Origin of the sequence: Citrobacter sp. 506, from assembly GCF_050434985.1 — a bacterium.
In the GTDB taxonomy this organism is placed as follows: domain Bacteria; phylum Pseudomonadota; class Gammaproteobacteria; order Enterobacterales; family Enterobacteriaceae; genus Citrobacter; species Citrobacter braakii.
The window spans coordinates 117,801-136,687 of the sequence record NZ_JBNDJN010000003.1; the positions used below are offsets into that span (position 1 = coordinate 117,801).

At 54.8% G+C, this 18,887-nt stretch carries 20 protein-coding genes; 14 read left to right on the top strand and 6 right to left on the bottom strand.

Translation table 11 applies throughout. From position 1 onward, the window contains the following. Positions 1–27 precede the first annotated feature (27 nt). From cybC to ABIE10_RS13560, 10 genes are all read left to right on the top strand, one after another. Positions 28–414: a cytochrome b562 gene (gene cybC / locus ABIE10_RS13515; protein ID WP_016155540.1), complete on the top strand. Its 387-nt coding sequence runs from the start codon at positions 28–30 to the stop codon at positions 412–414. A gap of 330 nt (positions 415–744) precedes the next feature. Beyond that, positions 745–1,053 carry a PRD domain-containing protein gene (locus tag ABIE10_RS13520; protein ID WP_016151467.1) on the top strand — a complete coding sequence of 103 codons (309 nt, stop codon included), beginning with the start codon at positions 745–747 and terminating at the stop codon, positions 1,051–1,053. 10 nt (positions 1,054–1,063) lie between these two features. Then, the gene (locus ABIE10_RS13525) at positions 1,064–1,426 is read left to right on the top strand and encodes an SFCGS family glycine-rich protein (RefSeq protein ID WP_003830384.1); all 363 of its coding nucleotides are present in this window, start codon (positions 1,064–1,066) and stop codon (positions 1,424–1,426) included. Between the two features lie 2 nt (positions 1,427–1,428). Then, positions 1,429–1,728 carry a DUF4312 family protein gene (locus ABIE10_RS13530; protein WP_016151468.1) on the top strand — a complete coding sequence of 100 codons (300 nt, stop codon included), beginning with the start codon at positions 1,429–1,431 and terminating at the stop codon, positions 1,726–1,728. A 22-nt stretch (positions 1,729–1,750) separates the two neighbouring features. Further along, positions 1,751–2,527, top strand: a complete 777-nt coding sequence (locus ABIE10_RS13535) for a DUF4311 domain-containing protein (protein WP_005134210.1) — start codon at positions 1,751–1,753, stop codon at positions 2,525–2,527. Between the two features lie 11 nt (positions 2,528–2,538). Beyond that, positions 2,539–3,183: a DUF4310 family protein gene (locus ABIE10_RS13540; RefSeq protein ID WP_003830379.1), complete on the top strand. Its 645-nt coding sequence runs from the start codon at positions 2,539–2,541 to the stop codon at positions 3,181–3,183. 58 nt (positions 3,184–3,241) lie between these two features. Next, entirely contained in the window at positions 3,242–4,375 is a 1,134-nt protein-coding gene (locus tag ABIE10_RS13545; protein WP_429156029.1) for an amidohydrolase/deacetylase family metallohydrolase, read from the top strand. Next, a complete protein-coding gene (locus ABIE10_RS13550; protein WP_141875832.1) occupies positions 4,359–5,477 on the top strand; it encodes a DgaE family pyridoxal phosphate-dependent ammonia lyase in 1,119 nt (372 codons plus the stop codon). Before ABIE10_RS13545 ends, ABIE10_RS13550 begins: the two co-directional genes overlap by 17 nt. Next, positions 5,474–6,214 (top strand): 2-dehydro-3-deoxy-phosphogluconate aldolase, encoded by a 741-nt coding sequence (gene dagF, locus ABIE10_RS13555; protein ID WP_049283022.1) that lies wholly within the window; start codon positions 5,474–5,476, stop codon positions 6,212–6,214. The genes ABIE10_RS13550 and dagF overlap by 4 nt, the downstream gene beginning before the upstream one ends. Positions 6,215–6,235: 21 nt before the next feature. Beyond that, a complete protein-coding gene (locus ABIE10_RS13560; protein ID WP_200051832.1) occupies positions 6,236–8,149 on the top strand; it encodes a BglG family transcription antiterminator in 1,914 nt (637 codons plus the stop codon). Positions 8,150–8,215: 66 nt separating this feature from the next. Here ABIE10_RS13560 and ABIE10_RS13565 read toward each other — a convergent pair whose 3' ends face one another. Genes ABIE10_RS13565 through ABIE10_RS13590 form a run of 6 tightly spaced genes read right to left on the bottom strand, consistent with a single transcriptional unit; the run spans position 8,216 to position 15,511 of the window. Then, complete coding sequence (locus tag ABIE10_RS13565) at positions 8,216–8,608, bottom strand: DUF4280 domain-containing protein (protein WP_103766898.1); 393 nt, start codon at positions 8,606–8,608, stop codon at positions 8,216–8,218. Further along, positions 8,605–9,528 (bottom strand): ImpA family type VI secretion system protein, encoded by a 924-nt coding sequence (locus tag ABIE10_RS13570; RefSeq protein WP_253296393.1) that lies wholly within the window; start codon positions 9,526–9,528, stop codon positions 8,605–8,607. The genes ABIE10_RS13565 and ABIE10_RS13570 overlap by 4 nt, the downstream gene beginning before the upstream one ends. Beyond that, complete coding sequence (locus ABIE10_RS13575; protein ID WP_429156033.1) at positions 9,525–13,064, bottom strand: type VI secretion system protein; 3,540 nt, start codon at positions 13,062–13,064, stop codon at positions 9,525–9,527. Before ABIE10_RS13575 ends, ABIE10_RS13570 begins: the two co-directional genes overlap by 4 nt. Next, entirely contained in the window at positions 13,061–13,810 is a 750-nt protein-coding gene (locus tag ABIE10_RS13580; protein ID WP_103766895.1) for a DotU family type IV/VI secretion system protein, read from the bottom strand. Before ABIE10_RS13580 ends, ABIE10_RS13575 begins: the two co-directional genes overlap by 4 nt. Continuing rightward, a complete protein-coding gene (tssK, locus tag ABIE10_RS13585) occupies positions 13,791–15,128 on the bottom strand; it encodes a type VI secretion system baseplate subunit TssK (RefSeq protein WP_247799409.1) in 1,338 nt (445 codons plus the stop codon). The genes ABIE10_RS13580 and tssK overlap by 20 nt, the downstream gene beginning before the upstream one ends. Before the next feature lie 14 nt (positions 15,129–15,142). Continuing rightward, positions 15,143–15,511 carry a T6SS protein Cts2N gene (locus ABIE10_RS13590; RefSeq protein ID WP_225836825.1) on the bottom strand — a complete coding sequence of 123 codons (369 nt, stop codon included), beginning with the start codon at positions 15,509–15,511 and terminating at the stop codon, positions 15,143–15,145. Positions 15,512–15,977: 466 nt separating this feature from the next. Here ABIE10_RS13590 and tssB point away from each other — a divergent pair, with 466 nt between their 5' ends. The 4 genes from tssB to ABIE10_RS13610 are packed head-to-tail and all read left to right on the top strand — an operon-like array spanning position 15,978 to position 18,875. Continuing rightward, entirely contained in the window at positions 15,978–16,490 is a 513-nt protein-coding gene (tssB, locus tag ABIE10_RS13595) for a type VI secretion system contractile sheath small subunit (RefSeq protein WP_016155549.1), read from the top strand. 19 nt (positions 16,491–16,509) lie between these two features. Continuing rightward, positions 16,510–17,991, top strand: a complete 1,482-nt coding sequence (gene tssC / locus ABIE10_RS13600; RefSeq protein ID WP_016155550.1) for a type VI secretion system contractile sheath large subunit — start codon at positions 16,510–16,512, stop codon at positions 17,989–17,991. A gap of 18 nt (positions 17,992–18,009) precedes the next feature. Then, a complete protein-coding gene (locus ABIE10_RS13605; protein ID WP_016155551.1) occupies positions 18,010–18,495 on the top strand; it encodes an Hcp family type VI secretion system effector in 486 nt (161 codons plus the stop codon). Continuing rightward, positions 18,495–18,875 (top strand): GPW/gp25 family protein, encoded by a 381-nt coding sequence (locus ABIE10_RS13610; protein WP_016155552.1) that lies wholly within the window; start codon positions 18,495–18,497, stop codon positions 18,873–18,875. Before ABIE10_RS13605 ends, ABIE10_RS13610 begins: the two co-directional genes overlap by 1 nt. Positions 18,876–18,887 lie beyond the last annotated feature (12 nt).

Sequence of the window (18,887 nt, forward strand, 5' to 3'; positions counted from 1 at the left end):
TTTTAATAATAAAAAAGGAAGTGAGCAATGCGTAAACACCTGTTAGCGATCGTCGCGGCTTCAACGCTGGTTCTTGGTTCTTCTGCGTTTGCAGCCGATCTCGAAGATGACATGGGGATCCTCAACGACAACCTGAAGATCGTCGAAAAAACGGACAATGCGACTGAACTGAAAGACGCGTTGACCAAAATGCGTGCAGCCGCGCTGGATGCTCAAAAGGGAACGCCGCCGAAGCTGGAGAGCAAATCCCCGGACAGTGCGGAGATGAAAGATTTCCGCCACGGCTTTGACACGCTGATCGGTCAGATTGACGGCGCGCTTAAACTGGCGAACGAAGGTAAAGTCAAAGAGGCGAAAGCCGTTGCGGAAGACCTGAAAAAAACGCGCAACGAAAACCACAAGAAGTTCCGCTAATCTACTCTATCCGGCCTGCATAACCGTAGGCCGGATAAGACGCTGCGCCCCTGCATCCCATAAGTAAACGCTATCCCCATCACATTTTTTCATTTTTATCGTCCATTCATTGTTCGCATTTCCTTCCATTTTGCTGCTCACTCTTGCGATCTCAATCACATTCTTCCAGTGATTAATCGTGGTCCCGGCCCTTTTTGCGGCACAGATCACTATCACTGCGCCCCTTTCCACTTCGAAGTGGAAAACAACTCGCTACAAACTTTTAACCCCCACCGCTAAGTTAACCTCAGAGCCACTAGTGGGGTAAGACGAGTGAATAACGGAGCTGTAATGAATGACATGGGGGAATCGGTGGAACTGGCCGACCGCATGCTGGCGCAGGTGTATGCCTTGCTGCGTGAACGCCACATTATTCCCAACGCTGTACAGGAACAGATGCTGACGTCGCATGTTCGCGCCATGGCGCACCGCTCGGTAACGGGTGAACCCTTACCAGAAGTCGATGCCAGCTTGTTTGATGAAATTTCTGCCGAATCAATGGCGCTTGCCCGTGACGTGGTCGCTGAGTTTGGCAATCTTCCTGAGGAAGAGGCCTGGCTGCTGTCGGTGCACTTCGAAGTCGCGAAAGACAACCTTTAAGGAGCAAAAGATGGAACAGATTACCGTAGTGATTGGCGATCGTCTGGGTAAAGGCCAGAAAGTGGCGGCAGGCGTTGAGAAAGCGGGCGGCCGTGCGGTTGTGGTGCCGGGCGTTGCGGCAGATATGAAGCTGGGTGACGTGATGAAAGCGGAAAACGCCACCTTTGGTATCTCGTTTTGCGGCAGTGGCGGCGCGGGTGCGATTACCGCGCAGACCAAATACGGCTACAAGGCGAAATACGGCATGCGCTCGGTTGATGAAGGGGTCACTGCCATCAACGAAGGTTGCAACGTGCTGGGGTTCGGTTTTATGGACAAAGAAGAACTCGGTGAGCGCCTGGTACAGGCGTGGCAAAAGAAACACGGCGCTTAAGCATGAAAGAACAATTCACCACCACGGTGAGAGTCACTGGCAAGGGCGAGGCCAAAGCGCGCGCCTTTGCCGATGCCCTGAACCACGTTCAGGCTGCGGTGATGAAAGCGTCGCCGCATATCTTACTGCGTATTGAGCCACAGGATGTGCAGGTTGTTCAAGCGCGTGAATCGGTGCGCAAAGAGGCATTTTTATTCCTCTTTTTGCGCCGGGAAAGACGCACCTTCAGCGTGGAGCTGGACGTGACCGTCAACGTGACTGCCATCAATCTCGACAAGGTGGATTTCGTTACGCAACGCTGATTCTTTATTAAAAGGCATAATTATGTTCCTGATAATATTAATAAAATCGCTCATCATCGGCGGCCTGGTTGGCGTCGGTGTCGGCGCTGGGGCTGCACGCATGTTTCATGCGCCTACCACTCAAGGGATGGGCGCGTTTCGTACTCTGGGAGAACTGAATTCCTGCGAAGGGGATCCGGCTTCTCACTTCTCGTTCGGCCTGGGCTTCTTCTTTAACGCCTGGGCTTCCTCCGTTGCGGCGGGGGCGTTCACTCAGGACGTCGACCATCGCATCATCCCCAACTGGGGCGCTGCTGCGCTGATGGTTAAAAACCGCAACGTCGGTGAAACGCTGCACGATCCCAAGCGCATGGCGATTGCCTGCGGCGTTATCGGGATGATCGTCGTGACCTTCCTGAACCTCACGGCGTCATCCGTACCGGAAGCGTTGCAGGTGACTGCCGTCAAGGTGCTGGTGCCTGCGGCTAACCTGCTGGTTAACACCGTGATGCCGGTGATCTTCTGGCTGGCGGCGATCGATGCCGGTAAAAAATCAGGCTTCTGGGCCACCGTCTTTGGCGGCGCGGCGCAGCTGATTATGGGCAACGCCGTCCCGGGTCTGGTCCTTGGCATTCTGATCGGTAAAGGCGTGGAAGAGAGCGGCTGGAACCACGTCACTAAAGTGATGATGGTGGCTATCGTCGCGCTGTTTGTCCTGAGCGGCTTCTTCCGCGGCTTCGACATGAAGATGATCGAATCCTTCCATCTGACCGTGCCTAACTGGCTCGAACTGATCCACAACTCGCTCAGCGGCAAATAACGGAGGCCATCATGGAACAGAATAAAGGTTTTTGGTTCGCTGACTGGTCGTTCCCGATCTTCGTTGGCCTGCTCTCCTCTGGCGTATTTGCCGGAACGCACATGTACTACCTGTACGGTATTGGCGCATTTAACGAAGTCGCTTTTGTGGCGATGCTGAAGGCGGGAATGGACACCGGCTCCTACGGGGCGGTGGCGGCATTTGGTGCAAGCTTCCTGTTTGCCCGCATCATTGAAGGTTCGCTGGTGGGGATTCTGGATATTGGCGGGGCGATTCAGACCGGGGTCGGGTTAGGTGTTCCGGCGCTGCTGTTGGGCGCAGGTATTATCTTCCCGGTTGCCAACTTCGCAGCGTCGCTGGTCACCGGTCTGGTGATTGGTCTGGCGATTGGCTACATCATTATTCTGGCGCGTAAGTTCACCATCAATCAGAGCGACTCGACCTACGGTGCGGATGTCATGATGGGGGCCGGTAACGCCTCCGGCCGCTTCCTCGGACCATTGATTATCCTCAGCGCGATGACGGCTTCTATCCCTATCGGCATCGGTTCACTGGCGGGCGCGCTGCTGTTTTACCTGTGGCAGAAACCGATCACCGGCGGGGCGATCCTTGGGGCGATGATCCTCGGGTCCATCTTCCCGATTGCCATTAGCTAACTGTTGATTTGTAGGCCGGATGAGGCGGTTGCGCCGCCATCCGGCAAAGGAGAGAGCGATGTTTGATTTACTCCTGCACCGTGCGCGCCTCGTTGACGATACGGTGAGCGATATTGCGCTCAAAGACGGCAAAATTGCGGCGTTGGGCGACGTTGCTGGCCCGGCGCTGAAAACCATCGAACTGGGCGGCGAGTACTACGTCAGCGCAGGTTGGATTGATTCCCACGTTCACTGCTATCCGAAATCCCCGATTTATCACGACCAACCGGACAGCGTCGGTATAGCTACCGGCGTTACCACGGTGGTGGATGCGGGCAGTACCGGGGCGGATGATATCGATGATTTTTATACCCTGACCCGGGAAGCGACCACCGAAGTGTATGCGCTGCTGAATATCTCCCGCGTTGGGCTTATCGCCCAGAACGAGCTGGCTAATATGGTCAACATTGACGCCGATGCGGTGCGACAGGCGGTGAAGCGCCATCCTGATTTTATCGTCGGCCTGAAGGCGCGCATGAGCAGCAGCGTGGTCGGTGAAAACGGCATTACGCCGCTGGAGCGCGCCAAAACGATGCAAGCGCAGAACGGTGACCTGCCGCTGATGGTGCACATCGGCAACAATCCGCCAGATCTGGATGAGATCGCCGAACGCCTGACCGCGGGCGACATCATTACCCACTGCTACAACGGTAAGCCGAATCGCATTCTGACGCCGCAAGGCGAGCTGCGGGCGTCAGTGACGCGGGCGATTTCACGCGGTGTGCGTCTGGACGTTGGGCATGGCACCGCCAGCCTGAGCTTTGCGGTGGCAAAACGCGCTATCGGTCTGGGCATTTTGCCGCACACCATCAGCTCCGATATTTATTGTCGCAACCGTATCAGCGGCCCGGTGTATTCCCTGGCGAATGTGATGTCGAAATTTCTCGCCATTGGGATGTCGCTACCGCAGGTCATTGAGTGCGTTACTGCCAATGCCGCCGATGGTCTGCGCCTGAAACAGAAAGGGCGACTGCAGGTTGGTCTGGATGCCGATTTAACCCTCTTTACGCTTAAGCGCCAGCCAACCGTGCTGGTAGATGCAGAAAACGACAGCCTGCAGGCTGAACAACTGCTGGTGCCGCTTGCCGCAATACGTGCGGGCAAGGGCTATATGACCGAACAAGGGAGCGCGGAACATGCCTTCGATTTTTGAGAAATACAATTTAAAACAGGTGATTAACACCTCAGGCCGCATGACGGCGCTCGGCGTTTCTACGCCACGACCAGAAGTGGTTCAGGCCGCAATGGCGGGGATGAATCAATATTTTGAGATGAAAGACCTGGTCAATAAAACCGGTGACTACATCGCGAAATTGCTGGAGGTGGAAGGGGCAACCGTCGTCTCCTGCGCTTCGGCCGGAATCGCCCTGTCAGTGGCTGGAGTGCTGGTTAAGGACAGCGACTGGCTGCTGGAGAACCTGCACGTCGCGCCGATCGAGAACAACGAAATCGTGCTGCCCAGAGGCCACAACGTCAACTTTGGCGCTCCGGTTGGCACCATGGTGGCGCTCGGCGGCGGCAAGCTCGTGGAAGCGGGTTATGCCAACGAATGTTCCGCCACTCAGCTGGCGGCGGCCATTACGCCACGCACGGCGGCCATTCTGTATATCAAATCTCACCACTGCGTCCAGAAAAGTATGCTCAGCGTGGAACAGGCTGCGGTGGTGGCGCGTACGCATAATCTGCCGCTAATCGTGGATGCGGCAGCGGAAGAGGATTTGCAGTGCTACTACCGGGTTGGTGCGGATCTGGTGATTTATAGCGGTGCGAAAGCGATTGAAGGGCCAACCAGCGGCCTGGTGATTGGCAAAACCCAATACGTTGAGTGGGTGAAGCGCCAGACCGCGGGGATTGGCCGGGCGATGAAGGTGGGTAAAGAGGGGATTCTTGGCCTGACCTGCGCCATCGAACTGTATCTGAACGCGCAGAAAGAGAGCGGCGCGGAGATGGTCGAGAAAATGACGCCGTTCATTAATGCGTTAAACCAGCTTCACGGCGTAAGCGCCCGCGTGGTGTGGGACAGCGCAGGGCGCGACATCGCGCGCACGGAAATTAAGTTTGACGAAGCGGCAACCGGCATCGCCACAGGTGAACTGGTCGACGCGCTCAAGCAGGGAGAGTACGCGATTTACTTCCGTGGTTACAAAGCTAACGAAGGCATTATCGAAGCCGATGTGCGCAGCGTGGATCGCGCGCAACTGGAGATTGTGGCCCGTCGAATTGGTGAAGTGATTTCGCAGGAGAAAAAAGCATGAAACTGACCCCTAACTTTTATCGCGACCGCGTCTGCCTGAACGTGCTGGCGGGCTCCAAAGAAAATGCCCGGGATATTTACGCGGCGGCGGAAGGACACGTGCTGGTCGGTGTGTTGTCAAAAAATTACCCGGATGTCGCAAGTGCGGTTGCGGATATGCGTGAATACGCAGCGCTTATCGACAATGCCCTCTCCGTGGGGCTAGGGGCGGGCGATCCAAACCAGTCGGCGATGGTCAGTGAAATCTCCCGTCAGGTGCAGCCACAGCATGTTAATCAGGTCTTTACCGGCGTGGCGACCAGTCGCGCGCTGCTGGGTCAGCAGGAGACGGTGGTCAACGGTCTGGTCTCGCCAACCGGCACTCCGGGCAGGGTGAAAATCTCCACCGGTCCGCTGAGCAGCCAGACGCCGGACGGCATTGTGCCGGTAGAAACCGCGATTGCGTTGCTCAAAGACATGGGGGGGAGCTCGATTAAATACTTCCCAATGGGCGGCCTGAAGTGCCGTGAGGAGTACGTTGCAGTCGCCCAGGCCTGCGCCCGTCATGACTTCTGGCTGGAGCCAACTGGCGGTATCGATCTGGATAATTTCACTGAAATTTTGCAGATCGCCCTGGATGCCGGAGTGAGCAAAATCATTCCTCACATCTATAGTTCGATTATTGATAAGGTGAGTGGTAACACCCGACCGGACGACGTGCGCCAACTGATGGCGATGACCCGGGCCTGCGTAGGCTAACTGACTGATGAGGAAACTGACGTGCGATTCCCCAACCAACGTTTAGCGCAGCTGTTTGGCATGCTGCAAAACGAAGCGCTTCCACAGGACGAGCTGGCGCAGCGGTTGTCGGTTTCCACACGCACCGTACGGGCGGATATCACTGCGCTAAACGCGCTGCTCACCCAGTACGGCGCGCAGTTTGTCCTCAGCCGGGGTAACGGTTATCAACTCAAAATTGACGACCCGGCACGTTTTCATGCCCTGCAAACGCAGCGACCAGACGCGTTGCTGCGCATCCCGCGCACCAGCCAGGAGCGGGTGCACTGGCTGGTGGTTCGTTTTCTGACGTCGGCCTTTTCGCTGAAGCTGGAGGATTTGGCTGATGAATGGTTTATCAGCCGCGCGACGCTGCAAAACGATATGGCTGAGGTGCGCGAGCATCTGCAACGTTATCATCTGACGCTGGAAACGCGCCCCCGTCACGGTATGAAGCTGTTTGGCAGCGAGATGGCGATCCGCGCCTGTTTGACCGATCTGCTATGGACGCTGGCACAGCAGGATCCACAGCACCCGCTAGTGACGCAAGAGGCACTAAATGCCGGGATCCCTGAACAGCTACAACCTGTTTTGCAGGATATTTTTGCCCGTTTTCACATTCGCCTGACCGATGAGGGTGAGCTGTTTTTGCGGTTGTACTGCGCGGTGGCGGTACGGCGGATTAGCGAAGGGTATCCCCTCCCGGAGTTTGCCGCAGAAGAAGCCGAGCAATCGGTGTGCCTGGCCACGCGGGAAATCGCAGCGGTATTGCACCGACTGGCGGATAAACCGCTAACCGTTTCCGAAGAGAACTGGCTGCAGGTGCATATCGCCGCCCGCCAGGTACAAGAGATCGCCCCCAGCGCCATCAATGCGGATGATGACGAAGCGCTGGTCAATTACATCCTGCGGTTTATCAACAGCCAGTACAACTATAACTTGTTGAATGACAAACAGTTACATGCTGATCTGCTGACGCATATTAAGACGATGATCACCCGGGTGCGTTACCAGATAATGATCCCCAATCCGCTACTGGAAAATATTAAACAGCACTACCCGATGGCGTGGGACATGACGCTGGCCGCCGTCTCGGGATGGGGAAAATATACGCCGTACACCATCAGTGAAAATGAGATTGGCTTCCTTGTGCTGCATATTGGCGTCGGGCTGGAGCGTAGTTACAACATCGGTTACCAGAGGCAGCCGAAAGTTCTGCTGGTATGCGATGCTGGAAATGCGATGGCGCGGATGATTGAAGCGGTGCTGGCGCGTAAGTATCCGCAGATAGAAATCGTCGATACCGTGACGCTACGCGACTACGAACAGCGGGAAAGTATCAGCGAAGATTTCGTCATCTCTACCGCGCGGGTTGGTGAAAAAGATAAGCCTGTGGTGATGATTGCACCGTTCCCTACCGATTATCAACTGGAGCAAATTGGTAAACTGGTGCTGGTCGACAGAACCCGTCCGTGGATGTTGAACAAATTCTTCGATGCCGCCCATTTTCGTGTGATCGACGAGCCAATGGATCAACAAACGTTGTTCAACGTTTTATGTCGCCAGTTGCAGGATGAAGGCTTTGTCGATGCGGAGTTTCTTGATTCGGTGGTTGAACGTGAGGCCATCGTCAGCACCATGCTGGGTGACAGCATTGCCTTGCCGCACGCCCTCGGTCTGCTGGCAAAGAAAACGGTGGTCTACACCATCCTCGCCCCGCAGGGTATCGCCTGGGGGGATGAAACGGCGCATGTGATCTTCCTGCTCGCCATCAGCAAAAGCGAATACGAAGAAGCGATGGCGATCTACGATATTTTCGTCACCTTCCTGCGCGAGCGGGCGATGACGCGACTCTGCGCATGCCGCAATTTCAGCGAGTTCAAAACGGTTGCAATGGAGTGTGTGAGCCGTTTTTGACGACGCTGCAACTATCTTGCTGCGTCGTCTCCTGCAACTGTTACCCTTATTTTCAAGGGCATAACATCACGTGACGACGGTCGTTACCTGCCCGGGGAAGCTAATCTGGATAACGCCGCCCCACATGCAGAGCAACTGTGACTGGGCGGTGAGAGCGGGAATATTGCCCACTAATACCGTGGGTGAGCCTGGTGCCCAAGGGGCCGGTGTGGTGGGGATGCACGGCATTGGTGTTAGCACGCCGAGCGCCGCGGCGGTTGCAGCAGCAACGATCGGGTTGGCGATGCTGTTGCACATGCCGAACGGCAGAATGTTTACAAAAGGTTTGTTATCCATAATATTCGCCATTGGCAGGCTGTTGACGATGGTTCGGCTGGTGGGCAACACGTTCAGTGTGCCAGGTGCTATGCCAAACGAGCATTGCAGCATCGCACCTGTACATACGGCAGGACAACTCATGGCAGTACCCCCAATTGTCTCCACAGTCGGCGAGCGGATTCGTCGCTGGTGATCAGTTCATTGAGCAGTTCCGGCAGTGGTGTATGTCCCCAGGTATAGGCCCGGTACAGTAGATACGGTACCGGACTGTGGGGCTCGGTACGCGCCAGATAGTCTGCCACCTGTTTAATCATCTGATACGCCTCTTCGCGGTGAAGAAACGTGGCGCCGTTGCTGACCGTTGATGCGGCTTCTTGCCCGACAGGTTGCGACTGTTCCGGCAAGGTGTTGCCCAACGCCTGCAGGCAGGTTTTGATTTTTTGCTCCAGTACATTAAATGAAGGTGCCGATTCGGTAGGCCAACTCTGACAGACGTTGTTGAGCCGTTGGAGCCACTCCATGCTGGATGTCAGGGATAATATGGTGGCCTCGTCCGCGCCAGGCAGCGGAACGTCAGCTAATTTTCCCTGCTGCCACAGGATCAGGGAGATGTTTTCCCCATGAGCTATAAACAGCGGGGATTCAGCGACCAGCGTGGCGTAATGTTGCGCTATCCAGCACAGTGGCGCGGCGCGATAGTCATAGTCACCTTCTTTAATTTTAGGATGTAATTGCTCCGGGTATTGCTCCAGCGCCAGGGTCACTAATTCCAGTGCATTGGGCAGGGCTGCTAAGCCGTGAACTCTAATCCATGCCTCACCCAACCAGCTCATAATGACCAGATCCTTACTGAGCGTTTTCGTCAGCACAGTAGCGATTTTGGTGACTTCATCCCAGTCGGCGCGGCGCGGCGTACTTTGCCAGACGCCGGTGGGCAGCGTTTCGTCATCCTGCTGGCGGGCGGTGACCAACTGGTCGAACTCTGGTGAATAACGGATAGAGTCTCCGCACGGATTATCCGCCTGAATGGGGGCCAGTAATGCCTCAATATGTTCCATCATTTTCCTCCTGATAATCCCTGCTCGGTAAGCGGTATCCATGGTAGCGGCGCTTTGCTTTGGGCATCTAACAACGTGACCTGCCAAAATACGGTTGACTGCAATTGCTTCTGACCATCGCCCACGGGGAGCGAAAAACGCAGCGGCAGCGGTTGCGTCAGTGCGCCACCGACGCGCTGTTGTTCAATCATCCTGAGCAGTGCCCACGCTCCCTGCCAGCGCCAACGACCAGTATCACCGCTTACCGTTACGCCTGTCTGTGACAGACCTGGCATTGGACGCCATGCGGAATTGGCTGCCCAGCGCAGACTAAAGTTCAGGCTATCACCGCTGCGCCAGTGCAGGTCAGTCGTCCCGCCGGGGTAGCTAATCGATTGTTGATTACCAACAAGCCGCCAGTCGGCAATCTGATCCGCGCCAGCCTCATGGTTGCGTGAGGTCCGCCAGATAACCCGTAACGTCACGCCTTCAGGGCTGACCAACGCCGACAGTAACGGCTGTGCCGCTGCCAGTTGTTGAATGAGTGGCGGCTGTTCGGATAGCGTTTCGGCGGGGAGTTGCACCAGCAAAAGAGTCAGTTCACGTACCCGATCGACATCAGCATCCGGTGCGTGTGCCGCGGCGGTAAACGGGAAGCGCCCTGCAAGCCAGGTGTTGTACAGATTGAAGATCTTCTGTACCGCGCCAATGCTGGCCTGTTGGCGTAACTGCTGACATTTTTGCAATGATGCGTCTGCCAGCGCGTTCAGCGACTGACCGTAAAAATCGTTACTGCTGGCGGTGCGAAACTGCGTCAGTTCACTCTGGCAGTTCTGCGCAGAGAGCGTCGGCAGCGCGGCAGCAAGGGCCGCCATCTGCATCGGCGAACTGGCAGGATCCTGTTGTTGCAGCCGCTTCATGGTCGCCAGTGAATTGCTCCAGCGAGCGATAAGCTGGTTATCCGCTGCCGTTAACCATGGACGCTGGTTGTCGAGCCAGTCAATATCCTGCTGATAGCGGACCAGGGCACCAGAGATTTGCTCTGCTTGTGCGCTAGCCCACCCGACAATTTTCTGTCCGCTGGCCTGCGCCTGTTCAGTCGTGGCGTAATTGACCGCCGGAGGGTTAATCGGCGGAAGTAACGCGCCGCCGTTCTGACGAACTCGGGTAATCACCTGGGCCGCTGTTTGTTGTCGCAATGCGATGGCAAGCTGAGGGCGGTTGAGCTGGTTGAAGGCTTCAATGATGTGATCCGCGCTGGCGGTGCTGACATTGCTGTTATCCGGGGTTCCGGCGGCCCCTGTGTATAGCGCCTGACGTATGGCGTTTTCCACCGCCTGTCGCGCCAGCATGGTGATTTTAGGTCGCCAGATGCTGTCTGGAAGCTGCTGCATAAATCGTTCAAATCCGCCATACAGCGCCAGCGCCTGCTGAAGTTGCAGGTTGCCAGGATAACCGACGGAGAGCTCGGTAGGCTGGCTTGCCCCCTGCTGCCAGAAGGGTTGGTTAAGTAAATCACGCAAGCTTTTTTGTAATGCCAGAAGATCCGGCGATACGCTGAATTGTCCTTCCGGGGATTGCTCGGTTAATGAGGAGAAGTGCAGCCTGGAGCCATCAACCTGCGCCAGAAAGCGTTGGCGCAGTAGGGTTTCGTGGCGGAGCAGTTCCTGAACCACGCTGTTGTCGATAAGCCTAAGGGTTCGTGCCTGCGTGAGCAGCTCATCCAGTGGCAGTCTGATTGGCGAATTTGTTGCGTCACGACTCAGGTTATTAATGGTCGTCAGTGTTGCTTGTAAGCGGCTGACCTGGCGGACCAGCGAGCGGACGAACAAGGGGGTAACCCCGGTGCCATTGCCAAACAGCGCCAACAGTTGTTCGAGCTGCTCTTCGTTGTTATCCAGGCTGGTATTGCCATAGTTTTGCTCCAGCCAGCGCATGGTTTCGTGAGAAAAAAGTACGCTGTTGCGCTGAGTCAGCTCGCTAGCGTCGGGTAATTTCAGACGCGAGAGATTGAGAGTGGCAAACATCTCGTTGAGCTTTTCCTGGGGGGGTAAAGAGTCGGTGTCAACGGTCACGCCCCAAACGCTGGCGCTGACGTTTGCCAACGTCTGCACAGTCGGTTGCTTCATCTGCATTAATTGTAGCAACGGCAAATAGCGCGACTCCATTTGTTTTGCCTGAGTGAGCAAGTTCTGAATTTGCCGGTAACGCTCTTCGGGTAGCAAATCGTCCTGCTCAAAGCCCCTTTCATTGTGATTTTGCAGGCAGATACTGTTGGTGGCTGGTACCAGCAGGCTAGCCAGGGTGACGTTGTTAAACGTCTCGCGCAATTTTGTATCGGTGCGGCTGAACAGCGAGCCGGGCCAGACGATGGAACGAAACTGCCACTGTGGAATGCCATTGAGAACGCGCCAGTACAGCGCGGTGGAACGCTCACCAGTGATATCGGCCCGGACGGCTGTGGCGAGGACCTGCAGACGATCATGCAATAGTACGGCATGGGTGTGCTGGTATTGCCAACTCCAGGTCATCGCGACAAGCCAAAGAACGCAAAGGCAGCTATAGCACGCGAGAGTGATGAAATGGCGGCGTAAATTCACGCGCAGCAAACGGCGCACCGGAAGCGCGAGACCGCGCTCAGCGGTAATTTTGCTGCTCAGTAGCGACTGACAAAACTGCATCTGTGGTTTGTCATGGTCCAGCGTACGGGCAACAAACCAGATCCCGCGCAGCTGCGGTGGCTCATCGCGGGCATGACTGTTAAACAGGGCGTCAAAAGCGTCATGCAACGGTGCGGCAAGCGGCGGGAAGCTTTCTGGCAAGCGGAATAATTCCTCCGGCGTGTTGCCTCGCAGCGCGCCAAGCTCGGTGATGAACAGCCGCAGCGAAGTCCGGGTATTGTCCAGCGCATTGTCGATCCACTGCGGTTTCCAAATGGCTTCTCTGGCGACCGGAATCGTGCTGCCAATCGGACTGCGGCGAGCATCTTCCGGCAATAGCTCCAGCAGATCGGCTGTACCTTCCAGTGATTCCATGCCGCTGATGATCAGGTAAATTGGCAGACTCAGTCCGCACACCTGCTGCAACTGCTGACAGTTATGCAATAAGCTGGCGCGGACGGTATCATCGTCATGCAGCGTCTCTAATGAAAGGGTGATAATCAGTGCATCCAGTGGTCGCTGGGGGCGGCTTTTCACCAACGCAGACAGCGTCTTCTGCCAGTCATTCTGACGGATTAGCCGCTTCTTCCCAACGGTTTGTAGCGTTTGCGGCAGGCACAGAAGGCTGCACTGAGGATTAAACCACCATTGCCCGAACCAGTATTCCTGGCCGTCGGTAAGTGACCAACTGCGGCACAGCAGACGGTTATCCTCTTCATCGCCAAGCATCAGGATTCGCATACTGTCGTAAGGATCCTGACTGGTACAGGCTCGCTGGATCTCCTTTTGCGCACGGTTGAACGTATCGTTTCGGTATTCCCATTGCCACCAGACGCACCAGAGAGTCATCGCCAACAGCACCAGGAGAATAATCAGTAGCGTAAGCCAGGGTTGCGTCACTTATCATCTCCCTGGCAGGACTGGGTTACCGGGAAATCTGGCAGCGAATTTACGCCGATGGCATCTTCAATACTTAGCCACAGTCGCTGACTCAACAGCAATAACGCCAAAAGTATAACGAGGGCGATGAGATGCAGGCGCGAATTGTCTGGCAGGCGGCGATGCGCCGGAAGGTGTAAAGGCGTCCCCAGCGCGGCCGATTCCATGCGTTCGGCAATATCACTGAGCTGAGCGTCATGCTGAAAGGCAAAATGCCACAGCAGGCGGCAGGTTTCCTGATGATTCTGCAGGTTAAAATCGCCACGTCGGGAACCAAACCCCAGCGTCAGGCAGCGCAAATACAGCGCGGCTAAATCCCGCTTTCCTGGGTTACGTTCATTGAGCAGAGCGGTGATCAGGCGGGGGATCTGGTCCCCAGCGCTATGGGTTTGCCACAAATGATACTCCAGCGGGCAGGACTGCCACAGGGAGAGCGCGGGCCAGTCACCATAGAGTACGGACTCATCAATCAGCGCGACCAGGGCATAAACGGACGCGTCAATCTGCTGCTGAAACGGCGAACCCAGTTCGCGGGTCAGGCGTCGGTTATACTCTTCTACCACCTGACTGGCGTATACAAGGGCCTGATTATGCAACTCATCTGGCGGTAGCGGAGTGCGTTTCCAGCGTTCGAACTGCGCCAGCCAGCGGGTGTAAATCTCATCAAACAGACGGCTGGCAGGCATATCAGGATTGGCGATTGTCATGGCGATCCTCCTGACGGTAGAGCATGATCTGCTGCGGCATATCCTCTGTTTCATGCAATGGGGCAATAACCAACGGCGTCCCTTTTTCAAACCACTGGATGGTAAGGGTCAGGGTAAACAGGGCCACCTTACCGTCGATTTCCCAGTCACTGCGCTGCTCTGCAGCCAGCGGCGTGAAAGTCATCCCGTGCATCCGCTGACGACGCAGAACAGGTACAAAGGGTTGGCTGGTGATAAGACTCATTTGTAACCACTTTTCAGCTTTGGAGGCGTTGTCTCCGGGCATCAGCAGGCCTATCACCACCTGCTCTCCCGCGTGGATATCTGTAGGGAGTTGCAGTGAAAAAGAGTTATCCAGCTTGCTGAAATTCAGCCGCTGATAGCGGCGATGAATATGCGCCAACTGGTTTTTCAGTACGGTGAAAAGAGAGGCAAATGCGGGCAGCATGTTCTGATAATCAAAGGTTGGCAGCAGGGGCAGCGTTTTATCCTGAGTCAGTATTGCCGTTTGTCCGATAAAGAGACACAGCGCGCGGTAAAGATCCTGTGGATGTGGCCGCCCGCTGCTGAGCAAGCTTTCCACCAGCGGCAACGCTCCCTGGATACTATGCAGTGACAGCGTAAGCCATAGCCAGTCGTTGGTGCGTTGTCCGTGTTGCGCCAACTGCATTTCACGGCTCAGAAACAGAATTTTTTCTCTTGCCTGCAGGCAGAGTTGTCGGGTTTGGCGTGCCAGATAACTCTCTTCGTTGAAGGCGGGAGAGGGGGGGAACCACTCGCTCTGACGAAATCCACCTTCGCTATACACAACCTGCAGCAGCGGCAGACAGACGAAATCAGCGCGATCGTGCTGGCAAACCAGACGCGGTACGGGCTGCCATTGCGAAATGCTCTCGGGGAATTCACCGCTACTCAGGTCAGGTAGCGGGGCGCTGTTGACTGAGCGATAGCGGCTATTCATCAACTGCCACTGTCCGGCACGGTTTAGCGGCGGCAGCGCCAGCCAAAGGATATGTTCACTGTCTGGCGCGGCAGGCAGCAAGCGGGCGCAGTCAAACTCCAGCGATAAATCGTCGCTAATGTCATAATTGACCGGCGTGCCATCGGGCATCATCGCCTCCAGGCGCAAAATACGCAGCGTTCCTGCACACAGCGCAGCCTCGTCAATCTGGAGCCGGTTGACGCCCCAGAACCACGGATTAGCGCACCCGGTGAGCGCGGCACAAAGTGTTTCATTACGCAATGCCTGCAACTGGAAATGTTGAGGTAGCATTGCCATCCCTTCATACCAGCAAACCATTGCCGGAATTGTGCTCATAGTCCCTTCCTTGTTCATGGTGCCAGGACGGCTTCATCCGTCATTAGTAACAGATGCAGTGAATCTGCTTTTTCCAGTGTTAATCGGTGTTCTCCTGCGCTGCTGTAGCGGGCAAACAGGAGAATTGCCTCTGCCTTAACGCCGTGCAGAGGGGAGCTTTTGGTCACAAAACGCGAATCCGGCACCAGCTCCAGCGACCAGACATGCAACCCGTCAGGGCTATCGCGCAGGAGTTGTGATTTGGCGTTAAACCACTGTGTCGCACTCAGCGATTGTACGGTTGGCAGCAACGCATTATCGGCAATCGCGACAATATCCACGGCGACTGGCGTGTTATCGTTTGCATCTGCTGCGGTTTCAATGACCACATCATTAAATGCCACACGGTTTTGCCATAATGAACAACCGCTACTCAGTAAAATTAAAATACTGAATAGTATTATATTGGCTGAATGGAATAGGCCGTTTGTCATATAAAATCCTTTTATATTGTCATTAATAAGGTAATTAATGGCGGGGGTTGTTTTTTTGACTTAAATCATCATTGGATGAATCTTAAGTAATAAAATTTGTTAACATTTAAATATTCATTAAATTTATATTTTCAGTGCAAAGCATTATTTTATAATCAATTTTAATTGTAACATGTTGATTTTTATTGGTTAATTTTTTGTTAATTGATTTTTATCAAACAATTTATTTTTTTGTGTGAAAAGTAAAAAATTAAGTTGATATTTATTGGGTGTTGTGTTTTTTATATTGCGGGTAGTTATTCATGAATATGACTTTTCGAATAATGGTGCGGTAAATGTCGTGCCAGGGATACTATTGCAATAAAAAGGATTAAATATGGCCGAGAGCATTCAGCATAAACTCAACCGTATTAGGCCGCCGCGCGTGCAAATAACGTATGATGTGGAAACAGGTGGCGCGATTGAGAAGAAAGAGCTTCCCTTAGTTGTTGGTATTTTAGCTGATTTATCCGGACATCCCGCATGCCCACCCGCTAAATTACGTGAGCGGCGATTTGTCGAAATTGACCGTGATAATTTTGACGATGTGCTTTCCTCCCTCTCACCTCGTCTGGCGATACAGGTTGAAAATCGTCTGGCTAATGATGGCAGCAAATTGAACGTTGAGCTGTGCTTTAACGAGTTCGATGATTTTTCTCCACTCAATATTATCAATCAGGTTAAACCCCTTCAGCGACTGTTTCTTGCCCGGCAGCGTCTGCGCGATCTGCTCACCAAACTTGATGGTAACGACGATTTGGATGCGCTGCTACAGCAGGTGGTAAACGATAACGCCGAGCTTCAGGCTTTGAGACCCATCGTTGAAGAAAAACCGGCTGAAAACGCGTAACTGAATCAGGAGAAGAACAATGGAAAATGTTCAGGAACAAGCTGAAAACGGCGGACAGACGGTCACGCTGAGCGTGCTGGATCGCATTATCCAGGAAGGGCGGATGGCGCGCGATGAGCTACAACAGACCTACGCGCGTGACATGCTGGAAGAACTGGCGACGCAAATTCTTGATGAAGGGATGGCGATAGGAAGCGATACGGTGGCGATGATCAACCATCGCATCGCGCAGATCGACGAGCTTATCAGCGGCCAGTTGAATGAGGTATTGCATCACCCGGATATGCAGAAACTGGAAGCCTCCTGGCGCGGTCTGCATCAGTTTGTGATGAATACGGAGACCAGCACCCGACTGAAATTACGTCTGCTAAACGTTTCGCGCAAAGAACTGCAGGACGATCTGGAAAAAGCGGTTGAGTTCGATCAGAGCACGTTGTTTAAGAAATTGTATGAGGATGAATACGGTACTTTTGGGGGGAATCCCTATAGCGTGCTGGTCGGTGATTTCGAGTTTGGCCGTCATCCGCAGGATGTGGCGCTACTGGAAAAACTTTCCCAGGTCGCGGCGGCCGCGCATGCGCCGTTTATCGCCGCTGCCAGTCCTCGTTTGTTTGATATGGGATCGTTTCTCGAGTTAGGTGTCCCGCGCGATCTGGCGAAGATCTTCGAAAGCACCGAGCTGATTAAATGGCGGGCATTCCGCGAAAGCGACGACTCCCGCTATGTCTCATTAGTGCTGCCGCACGTGTTGCAGCGCCTGCCTTACGGCCCGGATACGGTGCCGGTGGAAGGCGTGAACTTTATCGAGGACGTCGACGGCCTTGATGCCAGCAAATATCTGTGGGGCAATGCCGCCTGGATGCTGGCCAGTCGTATTACCGAAGCTTTTGCCTTATACGGCTGGTGTGCGGCGATCCGCGGTGCGGAAGGCGGCGGCCTGGTATCCGATCTCCCGGCGCATACGTTCTCCACGCCATCCGGCGATATCAGCCTGCGCTGCCCGACGGAAATAGCCATTACCGACAGGCGTGAGAAGGAGCTTAACGATCTGGGATTCATCGTGCTGTGTCATAAGAAGAATACCAACACCGCCGCGTTCTTTGGCGGACAGACCACCAATCAGGCAAGGATCTACAACACCCCGGAGGCCAATGCCAACGCGCGGATCTCCGCAATGCTGCCTTACATCCTCGCCGCTTCCCGTTTTGCGCATTACCTGAAGGTGATTATGCGCGACAAGGTCGGCAGCTTTATGAGCCGCGATGATGTTGAGAGCTACCTCAATAACTGGATTGCTGACTATGTGTTGCTGCGCGACAGCGCGCCACAGGAGATTAAAGCGCGTTATCCGCTGCGTGAAGCACGGGTGGACGTGAGTGATGTTCCCGGCAAACCGGGCGTTTATCGCGCCGTTGTATTCCTGCGTCCGCACTTCCAGTTAGAAGAGTTGACCACCTCAATTCGTCTGGTGGCTGAACTGCCGCCGCCAGCTGCCGCTTGATTACTAAGGAGATAGACCATGGATGCGATTTTTTTAAAGCTTGACGATATCAAAGGCGAAAGCCAGGCCGATGGCTTCAAAGATCAGATAGAGATCATGTCCTACAGCCATAACGTGGCGATGCAGGTCACTAACGACGTCAGTAATACCGAACGTACTTCCGGGCGGGCGCACGTGGGTGAAATGTCGCTGACCAAGTTTGTCGATCTCGCCACGCCGGTGCTCAATGAGTATTGCTGTAGCGGGAAGGTGATCAAAGAAGCGAAGTTGACGCTCTGTCGTAACGACAATAGCGCGATGCTGCCGTTTATTGTCTATACCCTGAGTAACGTGGTGATCTCGCACCTGAGCGTCAGCGGCGGGTCCGGCGGTAAGCCGGTAGAGACGATGTCGCTGAACTTCACCAAAATCAAATGGGAAATCACCGCCCAGAAATCGGAAGGCACCCAGCAGGGCACCAGTTCATCCGTCTGGGATATGGCGCTGAATAAGAAAGGCAGCTAATGGTGGAGCCTTTCATCCCGGTTGCGCTATTCGACAGGCTGCTGGATGAGGAGATAAGCCCACGAGAGTCGGTGTGCCGGGAGTTGAATCGATTATTCAACTCCCGAGCCCCTGCGGATGATGACGCACTACCGCTGTTGCTTAGCTGGGGCGTCCCGGAATGGCACGGATGTAACGCGGGCGATGAGCGGGTGCTTAACTGGTATTGTCGCCAGCTACGCGCAGCCATTTTACGCAACGAGCCGCGGATTCAGGCGCTAACTGTCAGCGTGAAAGATGCGCATCATCAGACGCTGGCGCTGCATCTCGAGGTGATGTTGTGGCACGACGACGATCCGCTGACGCTGGATCTAACGTATCTGCACGGCAGCTGGCGATGACTATCGCAGGAG

Bases quoted from the DNA above. Each gene is read 5' to 3' on its own strand.
- cybC (WP_016155540.1), top strand. From the start codon at position 28: ATGCGTAAACACCTGTTAGCGATCGTCGCGGCTTCAACGCTGGTTCTT.
- ABIE10_RS13520 (WP_016151467.1), top strand. From the start codon at position 745: ATGAATGACATGGGGGAATCGGTGGAACTGGCCGACCGCATGCTGGCG.
- ABIE10_RS13525 (WP_003830384.1), top strand. From the start codon at position 1,064: ATGGAACAGATTACCGTAGTGATTGGCGATCGTCTGGGTAAAGGCCAG.
- ABIE10_RS13530 (WP_016151468.1), top strand. From the start codon at position 1,429: ATGAAAGAACAATTCACCACCACGGTGAGAGTCACTGGCAAGGGCGAG.
- ABIE10_RS13535 (WP_005134210.1), top strand. From the start codon at position 1,751: ATGTTCCTGATAATATTAATAAAATCGCTCATCATCGGCGGCCTGGTT.
- ABIE10_RS13540 (WP_003830379.1), top strand. From the start codon at position 2,539: ATGGAACAGAATAAAGGTTTTTGGTTCGCTGACTGGTCGTTCCCGATC.
- ABIE10_RS13545 (WP_429156029.1), top strand. From the start codon at position 3,242: ATGTTTGATTTACTCCTGCACCGTGCGCGCCTCGTTGACGATACGGTG.
- ABIE10_RS13550 (WP_141875832.1), top strand. From the start codon at position 4,359: ATGCCTTCGATTTTTGAGAAATACAATTTAAAACAGGTGATTAACACC.
- dagF (WP_049283022.1), top strand. From the start codon at position 5,474: ATGAAACTGACCCCTAACTTTTATCGCGACCGCGTCTGCCTGAACGTG.
- ABIE10_RS13565 (WP_103766898.1), bottom strand. From the start codon at position 8,608: ATGAGTTGTCCTGCCGTATGTACAGGTGCGATGCTGCAATGCTCGTTT.
- ABIE10_RS13570 (WP_253296393.1), bottom strand. From the start codon at position 9,528: ATGATGGAACATATTGAGGCATTACTGGCCCCCATTCAGGCGGATAAT.
- ABIE10_RS13580 (WP_103766895.1), bottom strand. From the start codon at position 13,810: ATGACAATCGCCAATCCTGATATGCCTGCCAGCCGTCTGTTTGATGAG.
- tssK (WP_247799409.1), bottom strand. From the start codon at position 15,128: ATGAGCACAATTCCGGCAATGGTTTGCTGGTATGAAGGGATGGCAATG.
- tssB (WP_016155549.1), top strand. From the start codon at position 15,978: ATGGCCGAGAGCATTCAGCATAAACTCAACCGTATTAGGCCGCCGCGC.
- tssC (WP_016155550.1), top strand. From the start codon at position 16,510: ATGGAAAATGTTCAGGAACAAGCTGAAAACGGCGGACAGACGGTCACG.
- ABIE10_RS13605 (WP_016155551.1), top strand. From the start codon at position 18,010: ATGGATGCGATTTTTTTAAAGCTTGACGATATCAAAGGCGAAAGCCAG.
- ABIE10_RS13610 (WP_016155552.1), top strand. From the start codon at position 18,495: ATGGTGGAGCCTTTCATCCCGGTTGCGCTATTCGACAGGCTGCTGGAT.